A 26,284-nucleotide genomic window follows, 5' to 3' on the forward strand; every position below is an offset into this window, starting at 1 on the left:
GTCAGTCGAGCCGGCCGGTCTGGCCGCGGTCCCGGAGATAGTGATCCGCGATTGCGCAGGCAACCATCGCCTCGCCGATCGGAACGGCGCGGATGCCCACGCACGGGTCGTGGCGGCCCTTGGTGCGCACCATGACCTCGTTGCCGTCGGAATCGATGGACTGCCGCTCGGTGAGGATGGAGGAGGTGGGCTTGACCGCAAACCGCGCGACGATCGGTTCGCCGTTCGATATCCCGCCCAGAATGCCGCCGGCATTGTTGGACAGAAAGACCGGCTTGCCGTCCGGGCCCATGCGCATCTCGTCTGCGTTTTCCTCGCCGGTGATTTCCGCGGATTGGAAGCCGTTGCCGATTTCCACGCCCTTGACGGCGTTGATCGACATCAGGCCCGAGGCGATGTCCTGGTCGAGCTTGGCGTAGATCGGCGCGCCGATGCCTGCCGGCACCCCTTCGGCCACGATCTCGATGACGGCGCCCACCGACGAGCCGGCCTTGCGGATCTCGTCGAGATAGTCTTCCCACACCGGCACGATTTCCGGATCGGGAGCGAAGAAGGGGTTCTTGTCGACCTGGTCCCAGTCCCAGCGCGAACGGTCGATCGGGTGTTTGCCGATCCGGACCAGTGCGCCGCGAACCGTCATGCCGGGTACCACCTTGCGGGCGAGGCCGCCGGCGGCCACGCGGGTGGCGGTTTCGCGTGCCGAGGAGCGGCCGCCGCCGCGATAGTCGCGAATGCCGTATTTGACGTCGTAGGTGTAGTCGGCATGGGCCGGCCGGTAGCGCTTGGCGATATCGGAATAATCCTTCGAGCGCTGGTCGGTGTTCTCGATCATCAGAGAGATCGGCGTGCCGGTCGAAATGAATGAGCCGTCATCCTGCGGCATGGCGCCGGAGAGAACGCGCACCGCATCCGCCTCGCGCCGCTGGGTGACGAAGCGCGACTGGCCGGGCTTGCGCTTGTCCAGGAAGGCTTGCAGTTCGGCTTCCGAGAACGCGATGCCCGGAGGGCAGCCGTCGATCACGCAGCCGATTGCCGGCCCGTGGCTCTCGCCCCAGGTGGTGACCCGAAAAAGATGGCCGAAAGTGTTGTGCGACATATCCGTGACCGGTTGGTTTCGATAGCGCCATCAGCGCGCGCTGGACTTCTATCGCAAGCATCGGTCATGTCAAATCCCAAGGCGCCGCGGCCCGGCCGCGCGAACCTGGATGTCCGGCGGCTTGCAATAAATCGGAGACCATGTCTCCCTAGTGTTTCAGCAGACTCACTTCCGCGAATGCGGGAAGCGGTTTTCCGATTTAAACATGCCGCAAAATCCAATTTCGCCACATTCAGGCTCTTAATAGACACACACGAATAAACCGCCGGGAAGACTTCTATGCGTTTCGTAATCTCAGTTCTCTTCGCCACTTCGGCGCTTCTCTCTCCGCTCGCAGCCTTTGCCCAGAGCGCGGATGTGGAAGCGACGATCACCGACGTTTCGACCGAGAAGGCGCAGATCGTTCTCGATGACGGCGAGACCTATGCCACTCCGTCGGAATTCAATTTCGAAGGCCTCGAGTCGGGTGTGCGCGTGACGGTTTTCTACACCGTCATCGACGGCAAGCGCGTCATCAACGATCTGGAAGTCATCCAGTAGTTTCCAGTTTTTGGTCCCGAAGGCCTTCAGAAGCCGAGCGCCCTGCGGCGCTGGAGTGCTTCGGAGGTCCAGACCTCCTCGAAGGCGGGGTAGAAGCCTTCGTAAGCCGGCACTTGCGGCGGCAGTGAAACCCACGGCAGCTTGCTGCGGGTGAATATGTGGACGTCGGGTCCGAAACGCTTCGGATCATCGAGTGTCGTCATCCTGAGGAAGATCATCGTCTCACGAGCGCCGTAGTCGGTGCAGATGTCGGTCCCGCAATCAGCACAACGATAAACGATCAGGGGCCGGCCGGTCTCGCTGGGGAGGCGGAACGGCTTCAGGCTGCCTGTCTCGATTTCCACATTGGACGTCTCGATCACCCCGTTGACGACGAAGCCGCTACCCGTCATCCGCTGGCATTGGGTGCAGTGGCAGCAATGGACCACCATCGGTTCGGCCTTCAACCGGTAACGGAGCCTGGTGCAGCAGCACCCGCCCGGCCAAGAATTCGCGTGCATGCCATCCTCCCTGGTCGCTCGGTTTACGAAAGCCAGCCGATCGTGTCTGGGGTGACCCTGAGGATCCTGTCCTGTGGAATGTCGATCATCGCCGCCTCGTCGCCCGCGATCCCGCCTATACGGTTGAACAGCGCGCGGATCACGCCACCATGGGCAACCACGACCATCGGGCCGGTCACGCTTTCGAGAAACCGGTCGATGCGTTTCGCAAGCATCTCGTAGCTCTCCGCTCCGTCGCCCGGCGGGCAGAAGTCCCATTTCCGCGAATCACGATCCTCGGCGATGCCGGGATAGTCTTTCTCGATGTCGGGAAAGGTCCGGCCTTCCCAGTCTCCGAAGCTCAGTTCGATCAGGAGATCGTTCGTCTCGTAGGCCTTCGGCTCGAGACCGGCATTGGCCCGCACCAGCTCCATCGTCTCGCGGGTGCGCGACAGCGGGCTGGAAACCCATGCATGGGCGGATGGCTCGAAGCCGGGAAGGGCCGCGAGATGCAGGCCGTTGGCGGCGGCCTGGCTGCGGCCGAGCGCGTTGAGCGGGATATCCCGCGCGCCCTGGAGGCGACCCTCACGATTGTAATCTGTCTGCCCGTGGCGGATGACGTAGAGCGACAGGTCCTTCATGATCCGGGAGCGTGCCTTTCAGGGCGCGTGGAGAATGTCAGTCCTTGACGGTCGAGATGTCGGGCGCGTCGACGGCCTTCATGCCGACGGTATGATAGCCGGAATCGACGTGATGGACCTCGCCGGTGACGCCGCGCGACAGGTCGGAGAGAAGATAGAGCGCCGAATCGCCCACTTCGTCGATCGTCACGGTGCGCTTGAGCGGCGAGTTGTACTCGTTCCACTTGAGGATATAGCGGAAATCGCCGATGCCGGAGGCCGCCAAGGTCTTGATCGGGCCGGCCGACAGCGCATTGACGCGGATGCCGTTGCTGCCGAGATCGACGGCGAGGTAGCGAACGCTTGCCTCCAGCGCAGCCTTGGCGACACCCATCACATTGTAGTGCGGCATCACCTTTTCCGCGCCGTAATAGGTCAGCGTCAGCATGGAGCCGCCTTCGTTCATCAGCGGCTCGGCGCGCTTGGCGACGGAGGTTAGCGAGAAGACGGAGATGTCCATGGTGCGCGCGAAGTTTTCGCGGCTGGTATCGACGTAGCGGCCAGTCAGTTCATCCTTGTCCGAAAACGCGATCGCGTGGACGAGGAAGTCGATCTTGCCCCACTTGGCTTCCAGCTCCGAAAAGACGGCGTCGATCGTGGCCGGATCGGTCACGTCGCAATGGCCGGCGAGCAGGGCGCCCAGTTCGTTGGCAAGCGGTTCGACGCGCTTCTTGAGGGCGTCGCCCTGATAGGTGAGCGCGATTTCCGCGCCCGCATCGGCGCATGCCTTGGCAATACCCCAGGCAATGGAGCGATTGTTGGCCACGCCCATAACGAGGCCGCGCTTGCCCTTCATCAGGCCTGAGGTGTCCGCCATGATAATCTCCTAATAGTCATGTCGCGCTGGCTATGGCACAGCACGAATGTGCTTACAAGTCGAAGCCATGTACAGACAAGCTTACCCATCGGGAATCTACAGGAAAGCCGCCAGCACCACTGCCGGCTTACATGAAGACCGATTTCCGCTTGGAGCGCATCATGTCCATGAGCTGCGGATCGGGTTTGCCGGGAAGCCGGATCCGCAGGTGCACGTGCAGATCGCCGCGCACGCCGTCGGCGCCGGGAAGTCCCTTGCTTTCGACGATCGCCGGCTGGCCGCCGGTGGTCCACTCGTCAAGCGGAATGCGGGCGGGACCGTCGAGCGTGGGAATGACGATATGCCCGCCCAGAACGGCCTGCGCCAGCTCGATCACGTGATCCATGTGCAGCGTCTTGCCTTCGGTTCGGAAGGAGGGGTGCGTCATGTGCCGGATGGTGGCGACGGTCGTGTGAACCCGGTCGCCGCTCGTGGTCTCATGGCGGATCTCGGTGCCGTCGGCGATTCCCGCCGGGATTTCGATCCAGCCGGTTGATCCGTCCGGCAGGAGGATGTCCGTCTTGCCGCCCGAGAGAACCTTTTCGAGATCGACTTCGACGAGCTGCCGGCTTTCCGAACGTTCCCGACGCTCGGCATTCGGCTGGGGCTGCGGGCGCGGCTGCTCCGGCGCGGCGCGGTGAATAGTCTTCCACTTGGCAAACAATGCGTCGAGCGCCGCCAGCGGATCATCCCGCCTGGCCGCGTCACCCGCCTGGGCGGCGTGCGAGGCATCGGCATGGTCGCCGAAGATATGCTTGATCATGGCGTCGAAGCCGGCGAGATCGTCATAGGTGCCGGTGTCTCCCGAAGCGCCTGGCGCCGCCGCACCGTCCGACGATCCGGGGCGAGCCGAAGCCTGCGGGCGCTTGCGCCATGCCGCACGAAAATTCGCGAAGGGATCCGTCTTGGGTTCCGGCGACTTGCGCCTGCGACCGCGGGCGTCGATATCGCCCCGATCGAAGCGCTCCCGCAGCTCCGGATTGACCAGTATCTGGTAAGCCTGCGTGATTTCCGCGAACCGCGATCCCGCCAATGGATCGTTGGGGTTCTGGTCCGGGTGCCAGGATTTGGCAAGCGAACGATAGGCAGACTTGATCGTGCCCGGATCGGCAGATTTCGGCACGCCGAGGACAGCATAGGGACTACGCATTACTTGTTCCCGCACTCTCGGCCCCGCAGACAAAACACGCGGGGCGTGTCAGCAAAGGGTAATCACCATTTGCTAACCATCAGTGTACGCGCGAGATAAATCGGAAATCAGCGGCAGTGCGTCACGATGTGGGCTGGAAGTCCTGCAGTTCCCACAGGCCGGTCGAGGAGAGGCAGGCCGAGCCTTCGTAAAGCGCGATGCCCTCGAAGCCGTGCCGGCTGGTCTTGAAGGCGCGGCATTGGCGACCGGTTGCATAGCTCTCGGCCACGTCGGTGACCACGCCCGCCGCTCCGGTGACGCTGTTCGACCAGGGATAGGGAAGGCCGGGACGTGCAAGGCCGACCGCGGTCGCGATCGTCGCCTCATCGGACAGCGTCTCGGCATCCGGGGCACGGTCGGGAACGGAAGCCGTCGTCGTCTTGTCGACGGAAAGCGCAGCGACAGGATTGGAGAGCGTGTTCATGCATCCCGACAGGGCGAGCGCGCAAAGGCAAACAAATGCGGGAGCGAAGCCGCGACGGCCGCCCCTCTTTTCCCTCATTCTCGCTTCTGCTAATTCACTCATGCAATTCCCTGGCGGGCAGTCGGGGCCCATTTCACCCCTACCGAGGTCGAACAATGCCGGATTCAGGGTTAACAACTGGTGACTTTACCGAAGCTGGAGAACCCTTCGCTCTCTTCTCAGACTGGCTAAATGATGCAGGCGAAAATGAGGTCAATGACCCCAATGCCATGGCATTGGCCACAGTTGATGCAGATGGCCTGCCCGATGTGCGGATGGTTCTGCTCAAGGGCTTCGATGAGCGCGGCTTCGTCTTCTACACCAATTTCGAGAGTGCGAAGGGGCAGGAAATCCTTGCGACGATGAAGGCAGCCCTTTGTTTTCACTGGAAAAGCCTGCGCCGCCAGGTGCGTGTGCGCGGACCTGTGGAAATCGTCTCCAGCGAGGAAGCCGACGAGTATTACGAATCGCGTCCGCGCGGCAGCCGCATCGGCGCCTGGGCCTCGAAGCAGTCGCGTCCGCTGGAAGGACGCTGGGCGCTGGAAAAGGCCGTGGCTGAATATACCGCGCGCTATGCAGTGGGTTCGATCCCGCGGCCCGAGCACTGGTCGGGCTTCCGGATCATGCCCACCCAGATCGAATTCTGGCACGACCGCCCGTTCAGGCTGCACGATCGCGTGGTGTTCAAGCGCGGCGGCGAGGGTGAGGACTGGTCGAAGACGCGGCTCTATCCCTAGAGCCGTAAAACCTCAGAAAACAAGGTTCCTGGCCGCAAACGGCAGTCCGGAAGCGAGTACTTCCACATAGCGGGTCTTCTGATAATAGCCGTTGAGCGAGATCCGGTTGAGCCGGTGGCGTGCATTGGCGTCTTCCATGCGCAGGATATCCGCGGTCGTGGTGACCGCGAGTTCCACGCCCGACTCCCTGACCGCCTGGAATTCCCTTTCGCCCGCCGCGCAGCGCCCGCCATAGGGATAGGCGAAGGCAGATGGGCGCTTGCCGGTGATTGCCTCGATGCGGCTTACCGATTGCTCGATTTCCGCGCGCAGCTGTTCATCCGGGACATGCGCCATGTTGCAATGGCTGATCGTATGGGCGCCGAGACTTGCGAGCGGGTTCTTGATCAGTTCCCTCAGGCCTGCCTCGTCCATGACCTCCCGGTCGACGATGGCGAGCGGATCGATGCCGTTGTCGAGAGCGTACTCGTCGAGCCGTGCGATGATCTGGTGCTGAGAAGCGCAGGCAAGCGAGCGGTAGAGCCGGTCATAGGCGGCGTATTTCTGCTGCAGCGTCTCAGTCACGAGGCTGGTGACGCCGACGCCGTCGCCGAAATCGAATTCGAAGCGATCGAGCTTGCGGATCAGCTCCTCTGCCGTTTTCCACCAGATCGAATGGGTCCGGTCGATAAAGCCGCCGGTGGCGAAGACGGTGAACGGAATGCCGTGGCGGGCGAAAACCGGAGCGGCATGTTCGAGATTGTCCTTGTAGCCGTCATCCAGCGTGAACATGACGACGGGCTTGGTCTCGTCGGCCTTCTTGGCGTGCTCGGGAAGGTCGTCGAGCGCGATCGGCGTCATGCCCGCCGCCTTGACCGCAACGATCGCGGCTTCGAGGAAATCGGGTGTGACGTTCAGATGCGCTACAGGGTCGAATGCCTTTGTCTCGTGCGGACGGACATGGTGAAGCGTGAATATCGCGCCCTTGCCGCGCACGTCCGGGGCAAGGCCGGTTCTCGATGCAAGCGACATAATCTCGAGACCGCCCAGAATCGCGGTCTGCTTGATCCAGCGCCTTGCAGCCACTGCTTTTGGTCCCTGCAGCATCAATACGGTATCCCTTGCTCCACGTAAGTCGCTAAAACAGCAAACTCCGGAAGTATTCTCGCTATCGATATAGCAAGCGAGGTTTAACCGATCTTGAATCGAGGTGCGTTGATACGAGTTGCAATTAGCGGGCGAGTCACACTCGTGTACCGCCAACCGTCATCGCATTCATCAGCACGTGCGGCTGGCCGACGCCGACGGGCACGCTCTGCCCCTGCTTGCCGCACATGCCGATACCGGTGTCGAGCGCCATGTCGTTGCCGACCATGGCGATACGCTGCATCGCTTCGGGGCCGTTGCCGATCAGCATCGCGCCCTTGACCGGAGCGCCGATCTTGCCGTCCTCGATCATGTAGGCCTCCGTACAGCCGAACACGAACTTGCCGCTCGTCGTGTCCACCTGGCCGCCGCCGAACGAGACCGCATAGATGCCCTTCTTCACCGAAGAAATCATTTCGTCCTTGGTGTGGTCTCCGCCGAGCATGTAGGTGTTGGTCATGCGCGGCATCGGCTGGTGGGCGTGCGACTGGCGGCGCCCGTTTCCGGTGGGCTTGACGCCCATCAGTCGCGCATTCTGCCGGTCCTGCATGTAGCCCACCAGAATGCCGTCCTCGATCAGGACGTTGTAGCCCGACGGGGTGCCTTCGTCATCGACGGAGAGCGAGCCGCGGCGGCCTTCGATCGTGCCGTCATCGACGACTGTCACGCCCTTCGATGCCACGCGCTGCCCCATGAGGCCCGCAAAGGCCGATGTCTTCTTGCGGTTGGCGTCGCCTTCCAGTCCATGGCCGACGGCCTCGTGCAGCATCACGCCCGGCCAGCCGGCACCGAGCACCACGTCCATGGTACCCGCCGGGGCGTCGATCGCCGACAGATTGACCAGCGCCTGGCGCAGCGCCTCGTTCGCACCGTCCTGCCAGCTTTCCGTGGTCAGGAAATCGCCGAACAACTGGCGACCGCCCATGCCGAACGAGCCGGCTTCCTGTCGGTCGCCTTCGCCGACCATGACCGAAACGTTGAGCCGCGTCATGGGGCGGACGTCGCGCACCCGGTGACCGTCGGCCCGCAGGATGTCGACGACCTGCCAGCTTGCGCTGAGCGCAGCCGTGACCTGACGCACCCGCTCATCCTTGTCGCGCAGATATGCGTCCATTTCCTGGAGCAGTCTGACCTTCTGCTCGAACCCCGGCTCGCCCAGCGGATTGGCGTCCGTGTAGAGAATGCGGTTGGTCCTCTGCGGAGCTTCGGAATAAGTGCCGCCCGAGCCGCGCGAGACGGCCGAAACCGCATCTGCCGCACGCTTGAGCGCGGCTTCGGAAAATTCGCCCGAATGCGCGAAGCCTGTCGTCTCTCCCGAAACCGATCTGAGGCCGAATCCCCGGTCCGACGAATAGGAGCCGGATTTGAGCCTGCCATTGTCGAAGAGAAGTGTTTCGGCCTCGCCATATTCGAGGAAGAGCTCACCGTCCTCGGCCCCGTCGAGCGCATCGCCGACGATCCGCTCGACCGCGGCTTCATCGATATCGAACTGGGAAAGAAGGTCTTGCGACATGAAATTCTCCGGAATGTGGTGCGGGGCAGGGCTGCTGCCCGCCCGCGCTGGTATCGGCGCTTGGCCTATAGGTAGGCGATCCGGTGCGCCATTTCACCCCGTAGTTCACATGGTCGGAAATTTAGGCGTCGCGGCTCGCTGCCTCACGGCAGTTCGGCGTAGCCCTCGGTAAAGCCGGAGAGATCGACGGGGATGCCGATGCCTTCCTCGGGCGACTGGAAGACGATGAAGGTGGCCTGGGTGCCGCCCTGAAGCGTCTTCAACAGGTTTTCGTCGAGGATCACCTCGGCATAGCACCCGTCGGCGAAGCAGCGCACGAAATAGGCCCGGCCGATATCCTTGCCGTCGACATTGAGGCCGAGGCCCGAGGGCAGAAGCACGCCGAGCGGCGCGAGCACGCGCAGGATCTTCGATTGCTGGTCGGCCGTCTTGAGCACGACGACGGAAAGCCCGACTTCCGGGCGGTCGTCGGCAATCACGTTCTGCATGAGTGCGCATTGTTCTTCGGGCGCGCCTGCGGGCGTGTCGCAGACGATAGACCAGGCGCCATGGCTCGATTTCACCGTGCCGGCCTGTTGTGCCGAGACGGGAAGGATACCCGCAACGCCCGTCGAGAATGCTGCGGCCGTCAGGCCGATGAACAGTTTTTTGGCGAACGTCACTCTCATAACCAACCCGTGCAGCGAATCACTTTGTGTATTGTTTAGTGGGCAGCGACCAAATTGAAACCCGTTTTCAGGCCTCTTTCACGGACTGACGGCGAAAATGAGGCTTGCAATCGGCCGGCGAAAAGTTGTGGCAACGCACAGTCCCTGCGCGCTTGCGATGCTGCGGTCATGGTTGGACCCCCTGATTTTGAGGTGCCCGCAAGGAAAAACTGAGGCTGGCTCTTGCGAAAAAATGCCGCAGGGGCGCATTCTGGGGGCAGTTGCGGGCGCTGTGAAACTGTGGTTTTAAGCTGCCCCGAGATAAGAGGGATTCCGTGTGTCGCAGACATGGCAGCCCACTTGAGGGAGATACAGTGTGAAAACGAAACTACTCGCTGGGACGATTACGTCCTATGCCGCCCTGGCAGGTGCTGCCTGGGCAGACCAGCCCAAGCCCTGGGAAATGCGCTTCCAGGATGCCGCAACCGGCATCATGGAGCAGATCACGTCATTTGAGATTTACACCCTCTGGTTCATCATCCCGATCACGCTTTTCGTTCTTGCGTTGCTCATTTACGTGATGTTCCGCTTCAGGGCGAAATCGAACCCCGTGCCGTCGCGGACCAGCCACAACACCACGATCGAGATAATCTGGACGCTCGGGCCGGTGTTCATCCTGCTTTTCCTCGCATTCCCCTCCTTCAATCTCCTGACTGCGCAATATTCTCCGCCTGAAGCCGACATGACCATCAAGGCGACCGGCTATCAGTGGTACTGGGGCTACGAGTACCAGACCGATAGCGACAACGAGGTTTCCTTCGACTCCCTCATGCTTCAGGAAGGTGACCGCGCTGGTGCCGGCAAGGAAGATCTGGCCGCCTATCCGCGTCTTCTGGCAGTCGACAACGAGGTCGTCGTTCCGGTCGACAAGACCGTCCGCCTCCTCGTGACCGGCGCCGATGTCATCCACTCTTTCGCGATGCCGGCATTCGGCGTTAAGATGGATGCCGTGCCCGGCCGCCTCAACGAGACATGGTTCCATGCCGAGCGTGAAGGCCTCTATTACGGCCAGTGTTCGGAGCTTTGCGGCAAGGACCACGCCTTCATGCCGATCGCCATCCGCGTCGTCTCCGAAGACCAGTACAACAGCTGGTACTCGGCCGCCGCCGACGATCTCCAGACGGCCAACAAGAACCTGATGGCAGCCATCGACGACGCCAAGTCCGTCGACGTCGCTGCCAACGCAGAATAATCAAGGGAGTGGGAAACATGGCAGGTTCAGCTGCAGCTCACGAACACCACGACCACAAGCCGCAGGGTTTTGTCCGTCGCTGGCTTTTCTCGACCAACCACAAGGACATCGGCACGCTCTACCTGATGTTCGCCATCATGGCGGGCATTATCGGCGGCGCGCTGTCGGTGGCCATGCGCATGGAGCTCCAGGAGCCCGGCATCCAGATCTTCCACGGTCTGGCGGCCATGGTTTACGGCTTCGAGGGCGACGCCGCCATCGACGGTGGCAAGCACATGTACAACGTGTTCACCACCGCTCACGGCCTGATCATGATCTTCTTCATGGTGATGCCCGCGCTGATCGGCGGTTTCGCCAACTGGATGGTGCCGATCATGATCGGCGCGCCGGACATGGCCTTCCCGCGGATGAACAACATCTCCTTCTGGCTTCTCCCCCCCGCCTTCATCCTGCTTCTGCTTTCGATGTTCGTCGAAGGTCCGGCAGGCGCTTACGGCACGGGCGGCGGCTGGACGATCTATCCGCCGATGTCGACTTCGGGCCAGCCCGGACCGGCCATGGACTTCGCGATCCTGTCGCTCCACGTTGCCGGTGCATCGTCGATCCTGGGTGCGATCAACTTCATCACCACGATCCTGAACATGCGCGCCCCCGGCATGACGCTGCACAAGATGCCGCTGTTTGCCTGGTCGGTGCTCGTGACCGCCTTCCTGCTGCTGCTCTCGCTGCCGGTTCTGGCAGGCGGCATCACCATGCTCCTGACCGACCGCAACTTCGGCACGACCTTCTTCGATCCGGCCGGCGGCGGTGACCCGATCCTCTTCCAGCACCTGTTCTGGTTCTTCGGTCACCCGGAAGTCTACATCCTGATCCTGCCGGCCTTCGGCATCGTCAGCCACATCGTGTCGACTTTCTCGCGCAAGCCGGTCTTCGGTTACCTCGGCATGGCCTATGCCATGGTCGCGATCGGTGCCGTCGGCTTCATCGTGTGGGCCCACCACATGTATACGGTCGGCCTGTCGCTCAACACCCAGCGCTACTTCGTCTTCGCCACCATGGTGATCGCGGTTCCGACGGGCGTGAAGATCTTCTCGTGGATCGCCACCATGTGGGGCGGTTCGCTGACCTTCCGGACGCCGCTGCTCTGGGCGATCGGCTTCATCTTCCTGTTCACCGTCGGCGGTGTGACAGGTGTGCAGCTCGCCAATGCCGGTCTCGACCGCTCCTTCCACGACACCTACTATGTGGTTGCCCACTTCCACTACGTGCTGTCGCTCGGCGCCGTCTTCGCGATCTTCGCAGGCTGGTACTACTGGTTCCCGAAAATGTTCGGCTACATGTACAGCGAGGCCATCGGCAAGGCGCATTTCTGGATCACGTTCGTCGGCGTGAACCTGGTGTTCTTCCCGCAGCACTTCCTCGGCCTGTCCGGCATGCCGCGCCGTTACATCGACTATCCGGATGCCTTTGCCGGCTGGAACGCGATCTCGTCCTACGGCTCGTACATCTCGGCCTTCGGCGTGGTGGTCTTCCTCTACGGTGTCTGGGAAGCCTTCGCCAAGAAGCGCGTTGCTGGCGACAATCCCTGGGGTGAAGGCGCGACGACGCTCGAATGGCAGCTTTCGTCGCCCCCGCCGTACCACCAGTGGGAAAAGCTTCCGCGCATCAAGTAAGCGCCGGAACGAGACAAGGAGACAGGCCGCCCGCTCGACAGCCCGGCCTGTCTCCCACCCAGCCGGATCTTTGCCGGCCAGGAAAACAAAAATCGGGAAGATCCATGTCCGTCACTTCGACAGACGAAAACCTGCCCCTCGGCACAGCTCCGATCCTTACGGATGGTGACGCGCGCGACTTCTTTGCGCTGCTCAAGCCGCGGGTGATGTCCCTCGTCGTATTCACAGCCCTCGTCGGCATGCTGGTCGCCCCCGGACACATCAATCCGGTGATCGGCTTTATCGCGATCCTGTGCATCGCCATCGGCGGCGGCGCCTCCGGCGCGCTCAACATGTGGTACGACGCCGATATCGACGCTGTCATGGGCCGCACCGCCAATCGTCCCATTCCCGCAGGTCGCATCGACGGGTCGAGCGCGCTGGGCTTCGGCCTCACGCTTGCCGCCTTCTCGGTCGTCACCCTCGGGCTCGCAGCGAACTGGCTCGCCGCCGGCTTGCTCGCCTTCACCATTTTCTTCTACGCCGTCGTCTACACGATCTGGCTCAAGCGCTCGACGCCGCAGAACATCGTCATCGGCGGCGCCGCCGGAGCGCTGCCACCGGTGATCGGCTGGGCGGCCGTCACGGGCGACGTGACGATCGAAAGCGTCGTCCTGTTCATGATCATCTTCCTGTGGACGCCGGCCCACTTCTGGGCGCTGGCGCTCTTCAAGTCCGGCGATTACGGCAAGGCCGGCGTCCCGATGATGCCGAACGTCGTGGGCGAAGCCTCGACCAAGCGCCAGATGGTTGTCTATGCGGTCCTGACCGCGATTTCCGGCGTGATGCCGGCAGCGCTTGGCTTCGCAAGCCTTGCCTATGGCGCGGTTGCCCTTTTGCTCGGTGCCGGCTTCGTATGGTACTCGGTCGCCGTTCTCCGGATGCCTGAAGGCGACGAGCGGATGATCCCGGCCAAGAAGCTCTTCGGCTTCTCGCTGCTCTATCTCGCGATCATCTTCGCCGCGCTTCTGGTCGACGCGCTGGTGCCGCAGCTTCTGGCGATGGTGGCCTGATATGGACAACAAGGTGGAACTCACCGAGGCGCAGAAAAAGGCCCGCCGCAGCCGCTCGATCGCGCTCGGCCTGGTGCTTGCCGCGCTCGCGGTCCTTTTTTATGTGATCACCGTGATCAAGCTCGGGCCCAACCTGTTCAACCGCCCCATGTAAACCGATCTGGAAAGAGCCATGACCGAACATACCAACGACAAGGAGAACAAGAGGGCCCGCAAGGATTTGCGGATCGTCGTGTCGTGCCTTGCATTCGTCGGCGGCATGGTCGGCATGAGCTACGCCGCCGTGCCGCTTTACGCCATGTTCTGCCAGGTCACCGGCTATGGCGGCACGACCCAGCGCGTGGACCAGGCCTCCGAGACCGTGCTCGATCGCGATATCAAGGTTCATTTCGACGCCAATACCGGCTCCGGGCTCGCCTGGGATTTCGGCCCGGAAAGGCGCGAGATCAAGCTCAAGATCGGCGAGACCGTGCAGGCCAACTATCTTGCGGTCAACAACACCGATCACGAGCTGACCGGGCAGGCGACCTACAACGTCACCCCGCAGTCGGCGGGCGCCTATTTCAACAAGGTCCAGTGCTTCTGCTTCACCGAGACCACGCTCAAGCCGGGCGAGAAACTCGAAATGCCGGTGGTATTCTTCGTCGATCCCGACATCGTCAATGACGAGGACACGAAGGACATCACGACGATTACACTGTCATACACCTTCTATCCGCACGAGAAGGAAAAACCCGTTGCGGCGGCTGCAAAGCCGGTGCAAGACAACAAACAACTTTGATCAATCTGCGCCGGGTTGGGAGAGACCCGGTGCGAGACGTGACCTTATCGGGGGTAACCTAATGGCCGACGCTCACAGCAAGCACCACGACTATCACATCATCGATCCGAGCCCCTGGCCCTTCGTCGGCTCGGTCGGCGCGCTGGTCATGGCCTTTGGCGGCATCTGCTACATGAAGTATGTCGAAGGCAGCCAGATGCTCATGTTCGGCATCGACTGGGCCAGCCCCTGGCTGTTCTTCATCGGCCTTCTGATCGTGCTCTACACCATGTTCGGCTGGTGGTCGGATACCATCAAGGAAAGCCACGAGGGCCATCATACCCGCGTCGTCTCGCTTCACCTGCGTTACGGCATGATGATGTTCATCGCTTCCGAGGTGATGTTCTTCGTTGCGTGGTTCTGGGCCTTCTTCGAAGCAAGCCTCTTCCCCGGTGACCTGCACCAGGTTGCCCGCACCGAATTCACCGGCGGCCAGTGGCCACCTGCCGGTATCGAGGTTCTCGATCCGCTTCATCTGCCGCTCTACAACACCGTGATCCTGCTTCTTTCGGGGACCACCGTGACCTGGGCGCACCACGCACTGCTGCACAATGACCGCAAGGGCATCGTGTCCGGCCTGACGCTGACCGTTCTGCTCGGCGTGCTGTTCTCCTTCGTGCAGGTCTATGAGTACATGCACGCTCCGTTCGCGTTCGCGGATTCGATCTACGGCGCCACCTTCTTCATGGCCACCGGCTTCCACGGCTTCCACGTCTTCGTCGGCACCGTGTTCCTGCTGGTTTGCCTGATCCGTGCCGCTCGCGGGGATTTTACCCCCCAGAAGCATTTCGGTTTCGAGGCCGCTGCCTGGTACTGGCACTTCGTTGACGTTGTCTGGCTCTTCCTCTTCTTCTCCATCTATATATGGGGCAGCTGGGGCGCGCCGATCCACGAAGCCATGTAACGGACCGGTCGCTGGTCATTCTTCCGACGGGGCGGTTGTGCTTGCGCAGCCGCCCCTCGCTTTTTCAGGAGTTGCGAAATGGATATAACCGAGGAAAAGACCGCTTCCGGTGGCCGTTATGTCACCACCGTCGATGGCTATGAAGCCGAGATGACCTATTCACGCGCATCCGAGAAACTGATCATCATCGATCATACCGGTGTGCCGGGCGAACTCCGCGGCAAGAAGGTCGGGCAGGCGCTCGCCGAACACGCAGTCGCAGAGGCCCGGGCAGGGGGCTGGAAGATTTTTCCGCTCTGCCCCTTCTTCAAGGCGCAGGCCATCCGCCATCCCGAATGGAAGGACGTCGTCAACTGAGAGCGGCGCCCCCGAACGAAACACGTCAGGACCATCATGGAAGACCACAGCAAGGACACCGCTCATTTCCCGCCCGTCGATCCGGTATCGGTCGGGCTCAGGGGCCGCTGCCCCCGCTGCGGGCAGGGCGCGATGTTTGACGGGCTTCTGAGCGTCAAGGACCGCTGCGCCAGCTGCAAGCTGGATTATTCCTTCGCCGACGCGGGTGATGGTCCCGCCGTCTTCGTCATCATGATCGTCGGCTTCATTGTCGTCGGCTTCGCCATGTGGCTCGAGATCAATTATTCACCGCCGGTCTGGCTGCAGGCGTTGATCTGGCTGCCTGTGGCAACCGCCCTGTGTCTCGCCGGACTGCGGATGAGCAAGGGCCTGCTGATCGCGCTGCAATACCGCAACAAGGCTGCAGAGGGCAGCATCGATCGTGGTTGAGACTGCTTCGGGCAAGACACGGCGCGGACCCGGCGTTCTCGTCTCGGTACTGGCCCTCGTTGCTTTCGCGATCCTGATCGCGCTCGGCACATGGCAGGTCCAGCGGCTTTTCTGGAAGGAAGCCCTGCTGGCGGCCATCGACGAGCGCAGCCATGCAGAGCCGCGCCCGCTCGGCGAAATCCTCGCCATGCAGGTTGAGGGTGAACCGGTGGAATACCGCCGCACCACCGTGACCGGCCGTTTTCTCAATGATCGCGAGCAGTTCTTCTTCGCAACCCATGAAGGCTTTTCGGGCTATTATGTCTATACGCCGATGGAGCGGGCCGACGGCTCGGTCATTTTCATCAATCGCGGTTTCGTCGGCATCGATTTCAAGGATCCTGCGACCCGTCCCGAAAGTCAGCCCGAAGGCGAGGTGACGGTCACCGGTCTTGCCCGGGATACGCTTCACCGGAAGCCGTCATGGGTCGTGCCGGAGAATGATCCGGCCAACAACATCTTCTACTGGAAGGACCTCGACGGCTTCACGGAGAATGCCGGTCTCGACCCGGCCCGCGTCGTCGACCTCTATGTCGATGCGGACGACACACCGAACCCCGGCGGCTGGCCGGTGGGCGGGGTGACGATCATTTCGCTGCCCAACAATCACCTTCAATATGCCGTCACCTGGTACGGGCTGGCGCTGGCGCTCGCCGGTGTGTTCGCCGCCCGGTTTCTTCGCCGCCAGACGTGAAACCGCACCGCCCGCGCCTTGACAGGAGCCACGCCGAATCTGTCTAAGGGCGAGAACAGGACGATGCCTCGCCGGGCCGTTCGATGTCCGCGAGAAACAGCCGTGAGATGCGACCCATGACCCGACACAAGTTGACGATCAGGCTTTGCGGCCCGCGCGGTTTCTGCGCCGGGGTGGATCGCGCCATCCAGATCGTGGTGCTGGCGTTGAAGAAATACGGCGCACCGGTCTATGTCCGCCACGAGATCGTCCATAACCGTTTCGTCGTCGAGGGACTTGAAGCGCAGGGAGCGGTCTTCGTCGAGGAACTCGACGAGATCCCGCCGGAGCATCACGGCCAGCCGGTGATATTTTCCGCCCACGGCGTGCCGAAATCCGTGCCGGCGGATGCCGAAGGCCGCAATCTCTTTTATCTCGATGCCACCTGTCCGCTTGTCTCGAAGGTCCACAAGCAGGCCATGCGCCATGAACGCCTCGGTCGCCATGTGCTCCTGATCGGCCACAGGGGACACCCCGAAGTCATCGGCACGATGGGGCAGTTGCCGGAAGGGGCGGTCACCCTGATCGAGACGGTGGACGATGTCGACGCGCTGTCGCCCGCCGACCCCGAGGCGCTCGGCTTCGTCACCCAGACTACCCTTTCGGTCGACGATACCGCGCAGGTGATCACGCGGCTTCACGAGCGCTTCCCCGCAATCACCGCGCCTGCGGCCGAATCGATCTGCTACGCCACCACCAACCGGCAGGATGCGGTGAAGGCAGCCGCGCCGGGCTGCGATCTCTTCGCGGTGGTGGGCGCGCCGAATTCCTCCAACTCCCGCCGGCTGGTGGAAGTGGCGCTGAAGGCCGGTGCGGAGCGCTCGATCCTGCTGCAGCGCGCTTCCGAGATCGATTGGGACGATATCGGCGAGATATCGACGCTCGGCCTTTCTGCTGGCGCCTCGGCGCCCGAAGTCGTCGTGGCGGAAATCATCGATGCCTTCCGGGACCGTTTCGATGTCACCATCGAGTTGGCGGAAACCACGCAGGAAACCGAAAACTTTCTCGTCAACCGCGAATTGCGCGACGTCGAGCTGACCATCGACGACATGGCCTTCGTGAACGGGACCAACTGACCATGGCCGTCTATACCGACGTTTCGGAAACCGATCTCCAGCTTTTCATCGCCGATTACGATATCGGCCAGCTGCTCTCCTACAAGGGGATTGCAGAGGGCGTGGAGAATTCCAACTTCCAGCTCCACACGTCGCAGGGCAATTTCATTCTCACCCTTTACGAAAAGCGGGTGAATCCGAACGATCTGCCGTTCTTCCTCGGGCTGATGGATCATCTGGCCGGCAACGGCCTGTCCTGTCCGTTGCCCATCCGGCGCAGGGATGGCGAGACGCTTGGCGTACTGGCCGGCCGTCCTGCCGCCGTCATCTCGTTTCTCGAAGGCATGTGGCCGCGCAAGCCCTCCGTAACCCATTGCCGCGAGACCGGCCGGGCGCTTGCCGCCATGCACGTCGCCGGTGAGGGATTTGAGATCGTCCGCCCCAACGCGCTGTCCGTCGATTCCTGGCGTCCGCTCTGGGAGAGATCCGCCGCCCGCGCCGACGAGGTGGAGAAAGGTCTCGCCATCGAAATCACCCAGGCGCTCGATGCGCTCGAAGCGGGATGGCCCAAGGGCCTGCCGGAGGGCGTCATCCACGCCGACATGTTCCCCGACAACGTCTTCTTCATCGGCGACGAGCTGTCAGGCATCATCGATTTCTATTTCGCCTGCAACGACTTCCTCGTCTATGACCTTGCCATCTGCATCAATGCCTGGTGCTTCGAGCCCGACGGCTCCTACAACCTCACCAAGGGGATGGCGCTGATCGACGGTTACACCGACGTGCGCAGCCTTTCAGCGGAAGAGGTCGCAGCCCTGCCGATCCTTGCTCAGGGTGCCGCACTACGCTTCCTGCTCACCCGCCTCTATGACTGGCTGACGACGCCCGAGGGCGCGCTCGTGGTCAAGAAGGATCCGCGGGAATACCTGCGCAAGCTGCGCTTCCATCGCGCTGTCGACAATGCCTCCGAATACGGCCTGCGCCGCGCGGGCCATATCGAGGAAACTGCCCCATGAAACATGTCGATATCTTCACTGACGGCGCCTGTTCCGGAAACCCCGGCCCGGGCGGCTGGGGCGCCATCCTGCGCTATGGCGACAAGGAAAAGGAAATGTCGGGCGGTGAGGCCCAGACCACCAACAACCGCATGGAACTGATGGCGGCCATCCAGGCGCTCAATGCCCTCAAGAGCCCTTGCGAAATCGATCTCTACACCGACAGCGCCTATGTGAAGGACGGGATCTCCAAGTGGATTTTCGGCTGGAAGAAGAACGGCTGGAAGACGGCGGACAAGAAGCCGGTCAAGAACGCCGAACTCTGGCAGCAGCTGGAAGAGGCGCGCAACCGCCACAAGGTGACGCTGCACTGGGTCAAGGGCCATGCCGGGCACCCGGAAAACGAACGCGCCGACGAACTCGCTCGCGCAGGCATGGCGCCTTTCAAGAAGTAGCCCGCAAGGCGCGATCGGCAGGTAATGAAAAAGCGGGCCATGGCCCGCTTTTGTTGTTCATCACAGCTGTTCGAGCAGCGCTTCGGCACCCGAGGTGACCGCCTCGCTCGGGCTGTCCTCGATGTTGAGCCGGGTGACCTTGCCGTCCTCGACGATCATCGAATAGCGTTTCGAACGGATGCCGAGCGTGCCGCCGGACAGGTCCATTTCCATGCCGAGCGCTTTGGTGAAGGCGGCGTCCCAGTCCACGAGGAAGCGCATCTTGCCTGCACCGCCGGTCGATTTTGCCCAGGCATCCATCACGAAGGCGTCGTTGACGGCTACGACGGCGATATCGTCGACACCCTTCGCCTTGATGGCGTCGTAGTTCTTCAGATAGCCCGGCATGTGGTTCTGCGTGCAGGTCGGGGTGTAGGCGCCGGGCACGGCGAAAAGGACCACTTTCTTGCCGCTGAAGATCTCGCTGATGGTCACTTCCTTCATGCCTTCGGGCGCTGTTTCCTTCAGGGTGAATTCAGGCAGCTTGTCGCCGATCGAAATGCTCATGTCTATCTCCGTATCTGATGGTTATGAAAAATGAATGCGCCGGCATTTATGGCATGGGTTTGCAACAGCGGAAGCAGAAAAGGCGAGATGGCGCATCATTCAGTTTCTTTCGAGAAGGACCGATTTTTCGATCGAACGCTCTCCCAGCGTCACCACGACATCGAGTTCGGCGTTCTCTGCATCCGGCCTGGGGCGCCCCTCGATCGGGAGCGAAAAGTGCAGCTTGTCGTCTTCGCTTACAGCCGGTTCAGGCGTGCCGAACAGCCAGCCTCCCTCGCCATGCACGAAGATTGAAGCCTGATCTTCGGCGCCTTGGGGCACTTTCACATCCACGGTGATCGTGCTGTCACCTTCATCGCTCCGGGCGGAGAGAACGTCGAAATCCTCGCTTGCCGGGCCAGGAAGTCCGGCGAAGGCTTTCTCCACGGCGACCCTCGCGCGCACGTCTGTGCCATTAATATCCGCCGGAGCGGGAAGAGCGATGTCGAACTCCGTCTGAAAGGGCACGCAGATTTTCTCGCAAAGGCCGAGAAAGACCTTGGCCCTCAGATCGGCAGCACCGCCGTCACGCTTCATCTCGATCGCGAAGCTGAGCGGATGCTTGTAGCCGGCCCAGACCGAGTAACCGTCATCGACGCGGATGGGGGCGGGCAGGCGAAGGGCCGTAAGTTCGATGCCGCTGCTGGCCGAGAGATCGACCTGCGGCGGTATTCCGGAGGCGCCGGGATCGATCCAGTAGGTTTTCCACCCTTCGTCCAGATCGATCTCGAGGGCACCCCGGGTGATGCCGGAAGCATCCGGTTCGGGATCGACGACCAGACGCATGCGCGCGCCTTCCGTCTCCACCCAGCCGCTGTCGAGTGCCAATGCGGGAATGCCCGAAACAGACAAAAAACCGGCCAGAAGTGCCGTTACGGCAGATTTGGGGTGCATCCTGTCTCCTTTGAAGCCTTGCTGCCGGAGAAACTATCGCGGCGGATAACCGTTTGCCAGTGATGAGGTTTCACCGCCAATCATATCCGCGTGAGACGGCTGTCGTCAGAAATGACCGGAACCGGCCAAGGAATAGCCCTTTCCAACCGCGCAAAACTTGCTACGCTGGATATATGACGAAACCTGAAGATCACCTGTCAGTTCGGGAACGTGGCTGTCTGGACGGCCATTTTCTCATCGCCATGCCCAACATGGCCGATGAGCGTTTTCAGCGCAGCGTCGTCTTCATCTGCGCCCATTCTGACGACGGCGCGATGGGGTTCATCATCAATCGCCCGCAGGACATGTGCTTTTCCGAGCTTATCAGCAAGCTGGATCTCCAGAACGCCGATCGCGCCAGGTCCATCGGCCGCGCATCGGGCGATGCCGTCGATTTCCCCGTCCTCTCGGGCGGGCCGGTGGATACGGGCCGGGGTTTCGTGCTGCACTCGGACGACTATCACAGCCAGTCGACCATGCCGGTCAGCGACGAACTCTGTCTGACGGCGACCGTCGATATCCTGCGCGCGATCAACGAGGGCAGGGGCCCCGAGCGCGGCATCATGCTTCTGGGCTATGCCGGCTGGTCGCCGGGGCAGCTCGAGGAAGAGATGGCCGCCAATTCCTGGCTGAGCTGTCCCGCCAATGACGACATCGTCTTCGACGCCTATACCGACGACAAGTATGAGCGGGTTCTCAAGATGATGGGCGTGCAGCCTGCCATGCTGTCCATGCAGGCCGGTCGCGCCTGATCCGGCCTTTCCCTATCAAGTGAATTCGGTCGGGATCCCGCCTGACGGCTATCCGTCCGTGCCGGTTCCACCGCTGGAATGGCTGTAGCGTTCGCGCAGGAGCCGCATTACCGAATCCGGGCCGATGGGCGGGCCGTAGAGGAAGCTTTGAGCGTAATCGCAGCCCATTTCGGCCAGCAATTCCGCGTCGTCCTCGTTTGCCACGCCTTCTGCCACCACCGTCATGTCGAGATCCTTGGCGAGCTTGACGATCGAGCGCAGCAGTACGCCGCGCCGCTCTGTCGGCTCGCTGACCAGAGACTTGTCGATCTTGATCGTCGAGAAGGGGAAGCGGGTGAGGTAGGACAACGACGAATGGCCTGTGCCGAAATCGTCGAGCGACAGCCCGATGCCGGCTTCGTTGAGCCGTGAGAGCGTCACCAGCGCCTGCTGCGGATTGTGCATCACCAGAGTTTCGGTGAGTTCCAGCTTGAAACGCTCGGGCGCGCAGCGCGAGTCCGAGATCGCGTGGATGACATCGTTGCAGAGATCGGCCTTCAACAGCTGTGCCGAGGACAGGTTGACCGACATGAAGATCGGAATGTCGCCGACTGCGGCCAGCCAGTTCGATAGGTCGTTGGCCGCCCCGCGCAGCGCATACATGCCCAGACGCAGGATCAGGTCCGAACTCTCCGCGATCGGGATGAATTCCGAAGGCGAAACCACGCCGCGCTTCGGGTCGTCCCAGCGAAGCAGCGCTTCGAAACCGGCGATCTCGGCATCTTCCATCCGCACGATCGGCTGGTAGACCAAGGTCAGGTCGCCGCGTTCGATCGCCCGGCGCAGATCCTGTTCGAGACGCTGGCGATTGGAGCCGACGGTGCGGAAGGCGGGCCGGAAGGGCTCGATGCGATTGCCGCCGAAGCGCTTGGCCTGCGCCATGGCGAGGTCGGCATCCTTCATCAACTCCTCGGGCACCGCGCCGCGTTCGACCCACGTGACGAGGCCGATGGAGGCCGTCAGATGGATTTCCTGGTTGGCGAAATCGATGGGTGCCGAAATGGCGGTGCTGATGGCTTCCGCCAGTGCCGCCACGCGGGCAGGTTCCTGTTCGGAAACAAGGATCAGCCCGAACTGGTCGCCGGCTATGCGCGCAAGCGAATCGTGCGGCTTCAACAGACGCTTCAGCCGCCGGGTGACGGCGAGCAGGATGGTATCGCCCACCGACATGCCGTGCTTTTCGTTGACACGGCGGAAATCGTCGAGGTCGATCATGAACACGGTCGGCCGCATGATCGGATTGGCTTCGGCCGCCGCGATGGCCATTTCCAGGCGATCGACGAAGAGCTGCCGATTGGGAAGGCCGGTCAGGTTGTCATGCACCGCATCGTGAAGCAGGCGGGTTTCCGCCGCCTTCTGCTCGGTCACGTCGACGATGGTGCCAACGCAGCGGATCACTTCGCCGCTGGAGCCGAGTACCGGACGGATGCGCAGCTGCATCCAGTGGTGATGGCCGTCCTCGGCCCGGACCCGGAATTCGAGGTTGAGCCGTCCGCGGCGATGTTCGAGCAGCGCGTCGAGCGAGGTGCGGAAGCGATCGCGATCATCCGGATGGATATGAGGAAGCCAGTTCCTGACCGGGCCGGAGAGGCTGTTGGGCGAGTAGCCGAAGGTCGGCGATATGTCCGGGATGGTGACAAGACGGTCGCGCAGCACATCCCAGTCCCAGACGATGTCGCCCGCGCCGGTAAGCGCAAGCGCCTGTCGCTCCATGTCGGAGAACAGGCCGTGATGGAACGCGCCGCCGGCGAAAGAGTGCTGCACCACGGTGAAGCCCATCAGCAGCACGATCAGCACCAGCGCGCCGCCGAGCGCAGGCTGGATGATGTCATTGGACAACTGGCCGGTGACCGTCAGCCAGGCGCCGAACATCCAGCACACCACGAGGGCCCATGTCGGCACCAGCATGATGGCGCGGTCGTAGCGGTTGAAGCCGAGAAAGAGGATCAACGCCACGCCGGCGATCGTCGTGGCCGTCAGCGACAGCCGCGCAATGCCCGCCGCGATTGCAGGATCGTAGATCGCCACCGCGAACAGGGCGCCCAGGCCGATGATCCAGGCAGCCGTCACGAAGGCCAGATTGATATGCCAGCGGTTGAGGTTGAGATAGGCGAAGAGGAAGACCACCAGGCCGGTTGCGAGAAACACTTCCGTGCCGGCTCGCCACATCTGCTCGTCCCCGGGCGTGACGCTGATCAGCTTCGACAGGAAGCCGAAATCGACCGATACATAGGCGAGCACCGCCCAGGCCAGCGCCGCGGTTGCGGGCAGCATCGAGGTGCCCTTGACCACGAAGAGGATCGTCAGGAACACCGCCAGCAGGCCTGCAATGCCCATGACCACGCCGCGATAGAGCGTGAATGCGTTGACCGTGTCCTTGTAGGCGTCGGGTTCCCAGAGATAGATCTGCGGCAGGTCCGGGGTCGCAAGTTCGGCAACGAAGGTGACCACGGTTCCCGGATTGAGCGTGATGCGGAAGACGTCGTCCTCGTCATTCGGCACACGGTCGAGTGCGAAGCCCTCGCTGGGCGTGATCGAAAGAATGCGCTCGGCACCGAGATCAGGCCACAGGACGCCGGAGCCGGCAAGGCGGAAATGCGGCGCCACGATCAGCCTGTCGAGCTGCTCGTCCGAGACGTTGGCGAGCGCGAAGACGGCCCAGTCGCCGGAATGCTTGGCATCCGAGGCACGCACCTCGATGCGTCGGACGATGCCGTCGGCGCCCGGCGCGGTGGAGACCTGAAAGGCCTCGCCGCGTCCGCGGTAGATTTCCGTCGTGGCGGTCAGGTCGAGTGCGGTGTCCTCGCGGCTGATGCGGACCGGCTCGAGCGCGCGGGCAGCGCCCGTGAGTTCGATGAGCGCGATCGTCATCAGCCCGAGCACGATCACGGCGTTCCTCAACCAACCTGGTCCGCTGTGATGATGAGATCGGAAGTGGGACAAATTCACCTCGTGGCCTTCAAGGCGGCCTGCCGCTCCCGCCAATCGTCCGCGATCATCGCGTAGAGGAGGTGGTCACGCCAGACGCCGTTGATGCGCAAGTAGCTGTGCAGATACCCCTCTCGGCGAAACCCGGCTTTTTCAAGGAGTTTGGAACTGCGTTGGTTTTCGGGAATACAGGCCGCCTCGATGCGGTGCAACCGCAGCCTTTCAAAGATGTGGGGAATGACGACCTGCAGGGCGGCATACATGAGCCCCTGTCCGGCGTAGCTTTCGCCCATCCAGTAGCCGAGCATGCAGCTTTCCGCGGCGCCCCGGCGGATCGATCCGATGGTGATCCCGCCGACGAGCGCGTTCGTTTCGGTCAGATAGATGAAATAGGGATCGGCGAAGCCGCCCGAGCGGTCCGCATCGTAGCGGCGGATGCGATGGCGGAAGGCCTCGCGGGTGAGGTCGTCCACCGGCCAGCGCGGCTCCCACGGCTCGAGAAAGGCGCGGCTTGTGCGTCTCAGGTCGCGCCAGTTGTCGAAGTCTTCCTGGCGAGGATGTGCGAGATAGACCTTCTGCCCTTCCAGCACCGTCATATCGCGGATGCGCTGGCGGAAGCGGAAGGTCGGTCTCAGCATATTCCCGGGCGTGCCGCTATTCGGCGGCCGTCTGCATCCGGCGCGAGCCGGACAGGGCGGCCTTCATGGTGTCGCCGTCCATCAGCGGCGTCACGGGACCGACCGCCGAAACCGTCAGCGGCGTCTCGAAGAACAGCCGGCCCGCGAGATCGGTCAGCCGGTCGGGCGTGATCGCATCGAGCCGTTCCATCAGTTCGGCGTTGGAGACGGGACGACCGAAGAGCAGCATCTGCCGGGCGATCTGGCTGGCGCGGGCCGACGGGCTTTCCTGCGACATCAGAAGGGCCGCGCGGGTCTGGGCGCGCGAACGGTTGATCTCGCTGACGTCGACATGGTCGGCGACCTTGGACAGCTCGTCGAAGATCACCGGCATCAGCGAGCCCAGGTCTTCCTGGCCGGTGGCCGCATGAATGCCGAACATGCCGGTATCCGAGAAACCCCAGTGGAAGGCGTAGACGGAGTAGCATAGCCCGCGCTTTTCGCGCACTTCCTGGAAAAGCCGCGAGGACATGCCGCCGCCCAGAATGTTGGCGAGAACCTGAGACGCATAGAAATCGCGCGCCTGGTAGGCCCGTCCCTCGAAGCCGATGAGAACCTGCGCGTCCATCAGGTCGCGCATCTCGCGGTATTCGCCGCCGGTATACCTGGCTTCGGTCAGCTCGGGCAGTGCTGCGTTGGTCGGAGCGATCATGTCGCCGAACGCGTCTTCCACCATCTTCACGAATTGATCGTGATCCACCGCACCGGCGGCCACCACGACGATCCGGTCGCCGGTATAGTGGCACTTGAGATAGCCGCGCAGCTGGTCAGGCGTGAACGATTTCACGGTCGTCGGAGTGCCGAGAATGGGACGTCCGATCGTCTGGTCGCGATAGGCCGCCTCGGCGAAACGGTCGAACACCACGTCGTCGGGCGTGTCGTTGGCCGCGCCGATCTCCTGAAGGATGACGTTCTTCTCGCGCTCGAGCTCACCGGCATCGAATGTCGAGGAGGTGAGGATGTCCGCCAGGATATCGATTGCCAGCGGCACGTCATCCTTGAGCACGCGGGCGTGATAGGAGGTCGTTTCCGTCGACGTCGCGGCATTCACCTCGCCGCCGACATTCTCGATCTCCTCGGCGATCTGGCGGGCGGTGCGACGCCTGGTGCCCTTGAAGGCCATGTGTTCGAGAAGATGAGCGATCCCGTGCTCGTCCGGATTTTCGTTTCGTGATCCCGAGCGTACCCAGACGCCGAGAACGGCGCTCTCCAGGTGCTGCATCGTCTCTGTGACGACAGTCATGCCGTTGGAGAGCGTGGTAGTGCGTACGTTCATGCTTG

General features: G+C 62.4%; 29 protein-coding genes. 15 read left to right on the forward strand and 14 right to left on the reverse strand.

Translation table 11 applies throughout. The features are described from left to right. Position 1: 1 nt before the first annotated feature. Positions 2–1,096 (reverse strand): chorismate synthase, encoded by a 1,095-nt coding sequence (gene aroC, locus E2A64_RS06115; protein ID WP_133283505.1) that lies wholly within the window; start codon positions 1,094–1,096, stop codon positions 2–4. A 279-nt stretch (positions 1,097–1,375) separates the two neighbouring features. Between aroC and E2A64_RS06120 the strand changes: the two genes are divergently transcribed. Next, on the forward strand, positions 1,376–1,636 hold the full coding sequence (locus E2A64_RS06120) for a DUF1344 domain-containing protein (protein ID WP_133283506.1): 261 nt from the start codon (positions 1,376–1,378) through the stop codon (positions 1,634–1,636). A 26-nt stretch (positions 1,637–1,662) separates the two neighbouring features. Here E2A64_RS06120 and E2A64_RS06125 read toward each other — a convergent pair whose 3' ends face one another. The 5 genes from E2A64_RS06125 to E2A64_RS06145 all read right to left on the reverse strand — a co-directional run bounded on the left by E2A64_RS06125 (position 1,663) and on the right by E2A64_RS06145 (position 5,264). Beyond that, positions 1,663–2,136, reverse strand: coding sequence for a GFA family protein (locus tag E2A64_RS06125; protein ID WP_133283507.1), 474 nt, complete (start codon positions 2,134–2,136; stop codon positions 1,663–1,665). A gap of 23 nt (positions 2,137–2,159) precedes the next feature. Continuing rightward, complete coding sequence (locus E2A64_RS06130) at positions 2,160–2,756, reverse strand: histidine phosphatase family protein (protein ID WP_428977451.1); 597 nt, start codon at positions 2,754–2,756, stop codon at positions 2,160–2,162. A 37-nt stretch (positions 2,757–2,793) separates the two neighbouring features. Then, on the reverse strand, positions 2,794–3,612 hold the full coding sequence (fabI, locus tag E2A64_RS06135) for an enoyl-ACP reductase FabI (protein WP_133283508.1): 819 nt from the start codon (positions 3,610–3,612) through the stop codon (positions 2,794–2,796). Between the two features lie 127 nt (positions 3,613–3,739). Beyond that, positions 3,740–4,801 carry a DnaJ domain-containing protein gene (locus tag E2A64_RS06140; protein WP_133283509.1) on the reverse strand — a complete coding sequence of 354 codons (1,062 nt, stop codon included), beginning with the start codon at positions 4,799–4,801 and terminating at the stop codon, positions 3,740–3,742. 121 nt (positions 4,802–4,922) lie between these two features. After that, positions 4,923–5,264 (reverse strand): RT0821/Lpp0805 family surface protein, encoded by a 342-nt coding sequence (locus tag E2A64_RS06145; protein WP_158285697.1) that lies wholly within the window; start codon positions 5,262–5,264, stop codon positions 4,923–4,925. A 155-nt stretch (positions 5,265–5,419) separates the two neighbouring features. Here E2A64_RS06145 and pdxH point away from each other — a divergent pair, with 155 nt between their 5' ends. Beyond that, the gene (gene pdxH, locus E2A64_RS06150; RefSeq protein WP_133283511.1) at positions 5,420–6,040 is read left to right on the forward strand and encodes a pyridoxamine 5'-phosphate oxidase; all 621 of its coding nucleotides are present in this window, start codon (positions 5,420–5,422) and stop codon (positions 6,038–6,040) included. Between the two features lie 12 nt (positions 6,041–6,052). On the opposite strand, the gene E2A64_RS06155 is transcribed toward pdxH, so the two are convergent. From E2A64_RS06155 to E2A64_RS06165, 3 genes are all read right to left on the reverse strand, one after another. Continuing rightward, a complete protein-coding gene (locus E2A64_RS06155; RefSeq protein ID WP_133283512.1) occupies positions 6,053–7,126 on the reverse strand; it encodes a polysaccharide deacetylase family protein in 1,074 nt (357 codons plus the stop codon). 136 nt (positions 7,127–7,262) lie between these two features. Beyond that, positions 7,263–8,678: a metalloprotease TldD gene (gene tldD / locus E2A64_RS06160; protein ID WP_133283513.1), complete on the reverse strand. Its 1,416-nt coding sequence runs from the start codon at positions 8,676–8,678 to the stop codon at positions 7,263–7,265. Positions 8,679–8,821: 143 nt separating this feature from the next. Next, positions 8,822–9,316 (reverse strand): invasion associated locus B family protein, encoded by a 495-nt coding sequence (locus E2A64_RS06165; protein ID WP_428977466.1) that lies wholly within the window; start codon positions 9,314–9,316, stop codon positions 8,822–8,824. Positions 9,317–9,701: 385 nt separating this feature from the next. Between E2A64_RS06165 and coxB the strand changes: the two genes are divergently transcribed. The 12 genes from coxB (at position 9,702) to rnhA (ending at position 19,089) form a co-directional block, all read left to right on the forward strand. Beyond that, positions 9,702–10,577, forward strand: coding sequence for a cytochrome c oxidase subunit II (coxB, locus tag E2A64_RS06170; RefSeq protein ID WP_244598161.1), 876 nt, complete (start codon positions 9,702–9,704; stop codon positions 10,575–10,577). 17 nt (positions 10,578–10,594) lie between these two features. Further along, a complete protein-coding gene (ctaD, locus tag E2A64_RS06175; RefSeq protein ID WP_133283515.1) occupies positions 10,595–12,250 on the forward strand; it encodes a cytochrome c oxidase subunit I in 1,656 nt (551 codons plus the stop codon). Positions 12,251–12,354: 104 nt separating this feature from the next. Then, positions 12,355–13,302: a heme o synthase gene (locus tag E2A64_RS06180; RefSeq protein WP_133283516.1), complete on the forward strand. Its 948-nt coding sequence runs from the start codon at positions 12,355–12,357 to the stop codon at positions 13,300–13,302. Position 13,303: 1 nt separating this feature from the next. After that, positions 13,304–13,456, forward strand: a complete 153-nt coding sequence (locus E2A64_RS17905) for a hypothetical protein (protein ID WP_174235748.1) — start codon at positions 13,304–13,306, stop codon at positions 13,454–13,456. 18 nt (positions 13,457–13,474) lie between these two features. After that, positions 13,475–14,083, forward strand: a complete 609-nt coding sequence (locus E2A64_RS06185; protein WP_133283517.1) for a cytochrome c oxidase assembly protein — start codon at positions 13,475–13,477, stop codon at positions 14,081–14,083. Between the two features lie 61 nt (positions 14,084–14,144). Further along, entirely contained in the window at positions 14,145–15,026 is an 882-nt protein-coding gene (locus E2A64_RS06190) for a cytochrome c oxidase subunit 3 (RefSeq protein ID WP_133283518.1), read from the forward strand. 78 nt (positions 15,027–15,104) lie between these two features. Further along, the gene (locus tag E2A64_RS06195; RefSeq protein WP_133283519.1) at positions 15,105–15,383 is read left to right on the forward strand and encodes a GNAT family N-acetyltransferase; all 279 of its coding nucleotides are present in this window, start codon (positions 15,105–15,107) and stop codon (positions 15,381–15,383) included. 36 nt (positions 15,384–15,419) lie between these two features. After that, positions 15,420–15,812, forward strand: a complete 393-nt coding sequence (locus E2A64_RS06200; protein ID WP_133283520.1) for a DUF983 domain-containing protein — start codon at positions 15,420–15,422, stop codon at positions 15,810–15,812. Then, positions 15,805–16,545 carry an SURF1 family protein gene (locus E2A64_RS06205; RefSeq protein ID WP_133283521.1) on the forward strand — a complete coding sequence of 247 codons (741 nt, stop codon included), beginning with the start codon at positions 15,805–15,807 and terminating at the stop codon, positions 16,543–16,545. The genes E2A64_RS06200 and E2A64_RS06205 overlap by 8 nt, the downstream gene beginning before the upstream one ends. A gap of 107 nt (positions 16,546–16,652) precedes the next feature. Further along, complete coding sequence (gene ispH / locus E2A64_RS06210; RefSeq protein ID WP_133283522.1) at positions 16,653–17,660, forward strand: 4-hydroxy-3-methylbut-2-enyl diphosphate reductase; 1,008 nt, start codon at positions 16,653–16,655, stop codon at positions 17,658–17,660. 2 nt (positions 17,661–17,662) lie between these two features. Beyond that, the gene (locus E2A64_RS06215; RefSeq protein WP_133283523.1) at positions 17,663–18,655 is read left to right on the forward strand and encodes a homoserine kinase; all 993 of its coding nucleotides are present in this window, start codon (positions 17,663–17,665) and stop codon (positions 18,653–18,655) included. Continuing rightward, complete coding sequence (rnhA, locus tag E2A64_RS06220; protein ID WP_133283524.1) at positions 18,652–19,089, forward strand: ribonuclease HI; 438 nt, start codon at positions 18,652–18,654, stop codon at positions 19,087–19,089. The genes E2A64_RS06215 and rnhA overlap by 4 nt, the downstream gene beginning before the upstream one ends. A gap of 60 nt (positions 19,090–19,149) precedes the next feature. Here rnhA and E2A64_RS06225 read toward each other — a convergent pair whose 3' ends face one another. Further along, complete coding sequence (locus E2A64_RS06225) at positions 19,150–19,635, reverse strand: peroxiredoxin (protein WP_133283525.1); 486 nt, start codon at positions 19,633–19,635, stop codon at positions 19,150–19,152. A gap of 99 nt (positions 19,636–19,734) precedes the next feature. Further along, positions 19,735–20,568: a protein-disulfide reductase DsbD domain-containing protein gene (locus E2A64_RS06230; protein WP_133283526.1), complete on the reverse strand. Its 834-nt coding sequence runs from the start codon at positions 20,566–20,568 to the stop codon at positions 19,735–19,737. Positions 20,569–20,741: 173 nt separating this feature from the next. On the opposite strand from E2A64_RS06230, the gene E2A64_RS06235 reads away from it, so the two are divergent. Beyond that, positions 20,742–21,359: a YqgE/AlgH family protein gene (locus E2A64_RS06235; RefSeq protein ID WP_133283527.1), complete on the forward strand. Its 618-nt coding sequence runs from the start codon at positions 20,742–20,744 to the stop codon at positions 21,357–21,359. Between the two features lie 48 nt (positions 21,360–21,407). On the opposite strand, the gene E2A64_RS06240 is transcribed toward E2A64_RS06235, so the two are convergent. Genes E2A64_RS06240 through E2A64_RS06250 form a run of 3 tightly spaced genes read right to left on the reverse strand, consistent with a single transcriptional unit; the run spans position 21,408 to position 26,279 of the window. Further along, the gene (locus E2A64_RS06240) at positions 21,408–24,299 is read right to left on the reverse strand and encodes an EAL domain-containing protein (RefSeq protein WP_428977452.1); all 2,892 of its coding nucleotides are present in this window, start codon (positions 24,297–24,299) and stop codon (positions 21,408–21,410) included. 44 nt (positions 24,300–24,343) lie between these two features. Then, positions 24,344–24,964, reverse strand: a complete 621-nt coding sequence (locus E2A64_RS06245; protein WP_133283528.1) for a GNAT family N-acetyltransferase — start codon at positions 24,962–24,964, stop codon at positions 24,344–24,346. A gap of 16 nt (positions 24,965–24,980) precedes the next feature. Then, the gene (locus tag E2A64_RS06250) at positions 24,981–26,279 is read right to left on the reverse strand and encodes a M16 family metallopeptidase (protein ID WP_133283529.1); all 1,299 of its coding nucleotides are present in this window, start codon (positions 26,277–26,279) and stop codon (positions 24,981–24,983) included. Positions 26,280–26,284 lie beyond the last annotated feature (5 nt).

Origin of the sequence: Pseudohoeflea suaedae, assembly GCF_004354915.1 — a bacterium.
Taxonomy (GTDB): Bacteria; Pseudomonadota; Alphaproteobacteria; order Rhizobiales; family Rhizobiaceae; genus Pseudohoeflea; species Pseudohoeflea suaedae.

What these genes read in the sequence shown, in the direction of transcription:
- tldD (WP_133283513.1), bottom strand. Translation starts at nt 8,678, where the DNA reads ATGTCGCAAGACCTTCTTTCCCAGTTCGATATCGATGAAGCCGCGGTC.
- E2A64_RS06235 (WP_133283527.1), top strand. Translation starts at nt 20,742, where the DNA reads ATGACGAAACCTGAAGATCACCTGTCAGTTCGGGAACGTGGCTGTCTG.
- E2A64_RS06230 (WP_133283526.1), bottom strand. Translation starts at nt 20,568, where the DNA reads ATGCACCCCAAATCTGCCGTAACGGCACTTCTGGCCGGTTTTTTGTCT.
- E2A64_RS06145 (WP_158285697.1), bottom strand. Translation starts at nt 5,264, where the DNA reads ATGAACACGCTCTCCAATCCTGTCGCTGCGCTTTCCGTCGACAAGACG.
- E2A64_RS06130 (WP_428977451.1), bottom strand. Translation starts at nt 2,756, where the DNA reads ATGAAGGACCTGTCGCTCTACGTCATCCGCCACGGGCAGACAGATTAC.
- E2A64_RS06140 (WP_133283509.1), bottom strand. Translation starts at nt 4,801, where the DNA reads ATGCGTAGTCCCTATGCTGTCCTCGGCGTGCCGAAATCTGCCGATCCG.
- E2A64_RS06185 (WP_133283517.1), top strand. Translation starts at nt 13,475, where the DNA reads ATGACCGAACATACCAACGACAAGGAGAACAAGAGGGCCCGCAAGGAT.
- E2A64_RS06155 (WP_133283512.1), bottom strand. Translation starts at nt 7,126, where the DNA reads ATGCTGCAGGGACCAAAAGCAGTGGCTGCAAGGCGCTGGATCAAGCAG.
- E2A64_RS06120 (WP_133283506.1), top strand. Translation starts at nt 1,376, where the DNA reads ATGCGTTTCGTAATCTCAGTTCTCTTCGCCACTTCGGCGCTTCTCTCT.
- rnhA (WP_133283524.1), top strand. Translation starts at nt 18,652, where the DNA reads ATGAAACATGTCGATATCTTCACTGACGGCGCCTGTTCCGGAAACCCC.
- E2A64_RS06225 (WP_133283525.1), bottom strand. Translation starts at nt 19,635, where the DNA reads ATGAGCATTTCGATCGGCGACAAGCTGCCTGAATTCACCCTGAAGGAA.
- E2A64_RS17905 (WP_174235748.1), top strand. Translation starts at nt 13,304, where the DNA reads ATGGACAACAAGGTGGAACTCACCGAGGCGCAGAAAAAGGCCCGCCGC.
- ctaD (WP_133283515.1), top strand. Translation starts at nt 10,595, where the DNA reads ATGGCAGGTTCAGCTGCAGCTCACGAACACCACGACCACAAGCCGCAG.
- E2A64_RS06250 (WP_133283529.1), bottom strand. Translation starts at nt 26,279, where the DNA reads ATGAACGTACGCACTACCACGCTCTCCAACGGCATGACTGTCGTCACA.
- aroC (WP_133283505.1), bottom strand. Translation starts at nt 1,096, where the DNA reads ATGTCGCACAACACTTTCGGCCATCTTTTTCGGGTCACCACCTGGGGC.
- fabI (WP_133283508.1), bottom strand. Translation starts at nt 3,612, where the DNA reads ATGGCGGACACCTCAGGCCTGATGAAGGGCAAGCGCGGCCTCGTTATG.
- ispH (WP_133283522.1), top strand. Translation starts at nt 16,653, where the DNA reads ATGCGACCCATGACCCGACACAAGTTGACGATCAGGCTTTGCGGCCCG.
- E2A64_RS06125 (WP_133283507.1), bottom strand. Translation starts at nt 2,136, where the DNA reads ATGCACGCGAATTCTTGGCCGGGCGGGTGCTGCTGCACCAGGCTCCGT.
- E2A64_RS06180 (WP_133283516.1), top strand. Translation starts at nt 12,355, where the DNA reads ATGTCCGTCACTTCGACAGACGAAAACCTGCCCCTCGGCACAGCTCCG.
- E2A64_RS06195 (WP_133283519.1), top strand. Translation starts at nt 15,105, where the DNA reads ATGGATATAACCGAGGAAAAGACCGCTTCCGGTGGCCGTTATGTCACC.
- E2A64_RS06200 (WP_133283520.1), top strand. Translation starts at nt 15,420, where the DNA reads ATGGAAGACCACAGCAAGGACACCGCTCATTTCCCGCCCGTCGATCCG.
- E2A64_RS06190 (WP_133283518.1), top strand. Translation starts at nt 14,145, where the DNA reads ATGGCCGACGCTCACAGCAAGCACCACGACTATCACATCATCGATCCG.
- E2A64_RS06245 (WP_133283528.1), bottom strand. Translation starts at nt 24,964, where the DNA reads ATGCTGAGACCGACCTTCCGCTTCCGCCAGCGCATCCGCGATATGACG.
- pdxH (WP_133283511.1), top strand. Translation starts at nt 5,420, where the DNA reads ATGCCGGATTCAGGGTTAACAACTGGTGACTTTACCGAAGCTGGAGAA.
- E2A64_RS06215 (WP_133283523.1), top strand. Translation starts at nt 17,663, where the DNA reads ATGGCCGTCTATACCGACGTTTCGGAAACCGATCTCCAGCTTTTCATC.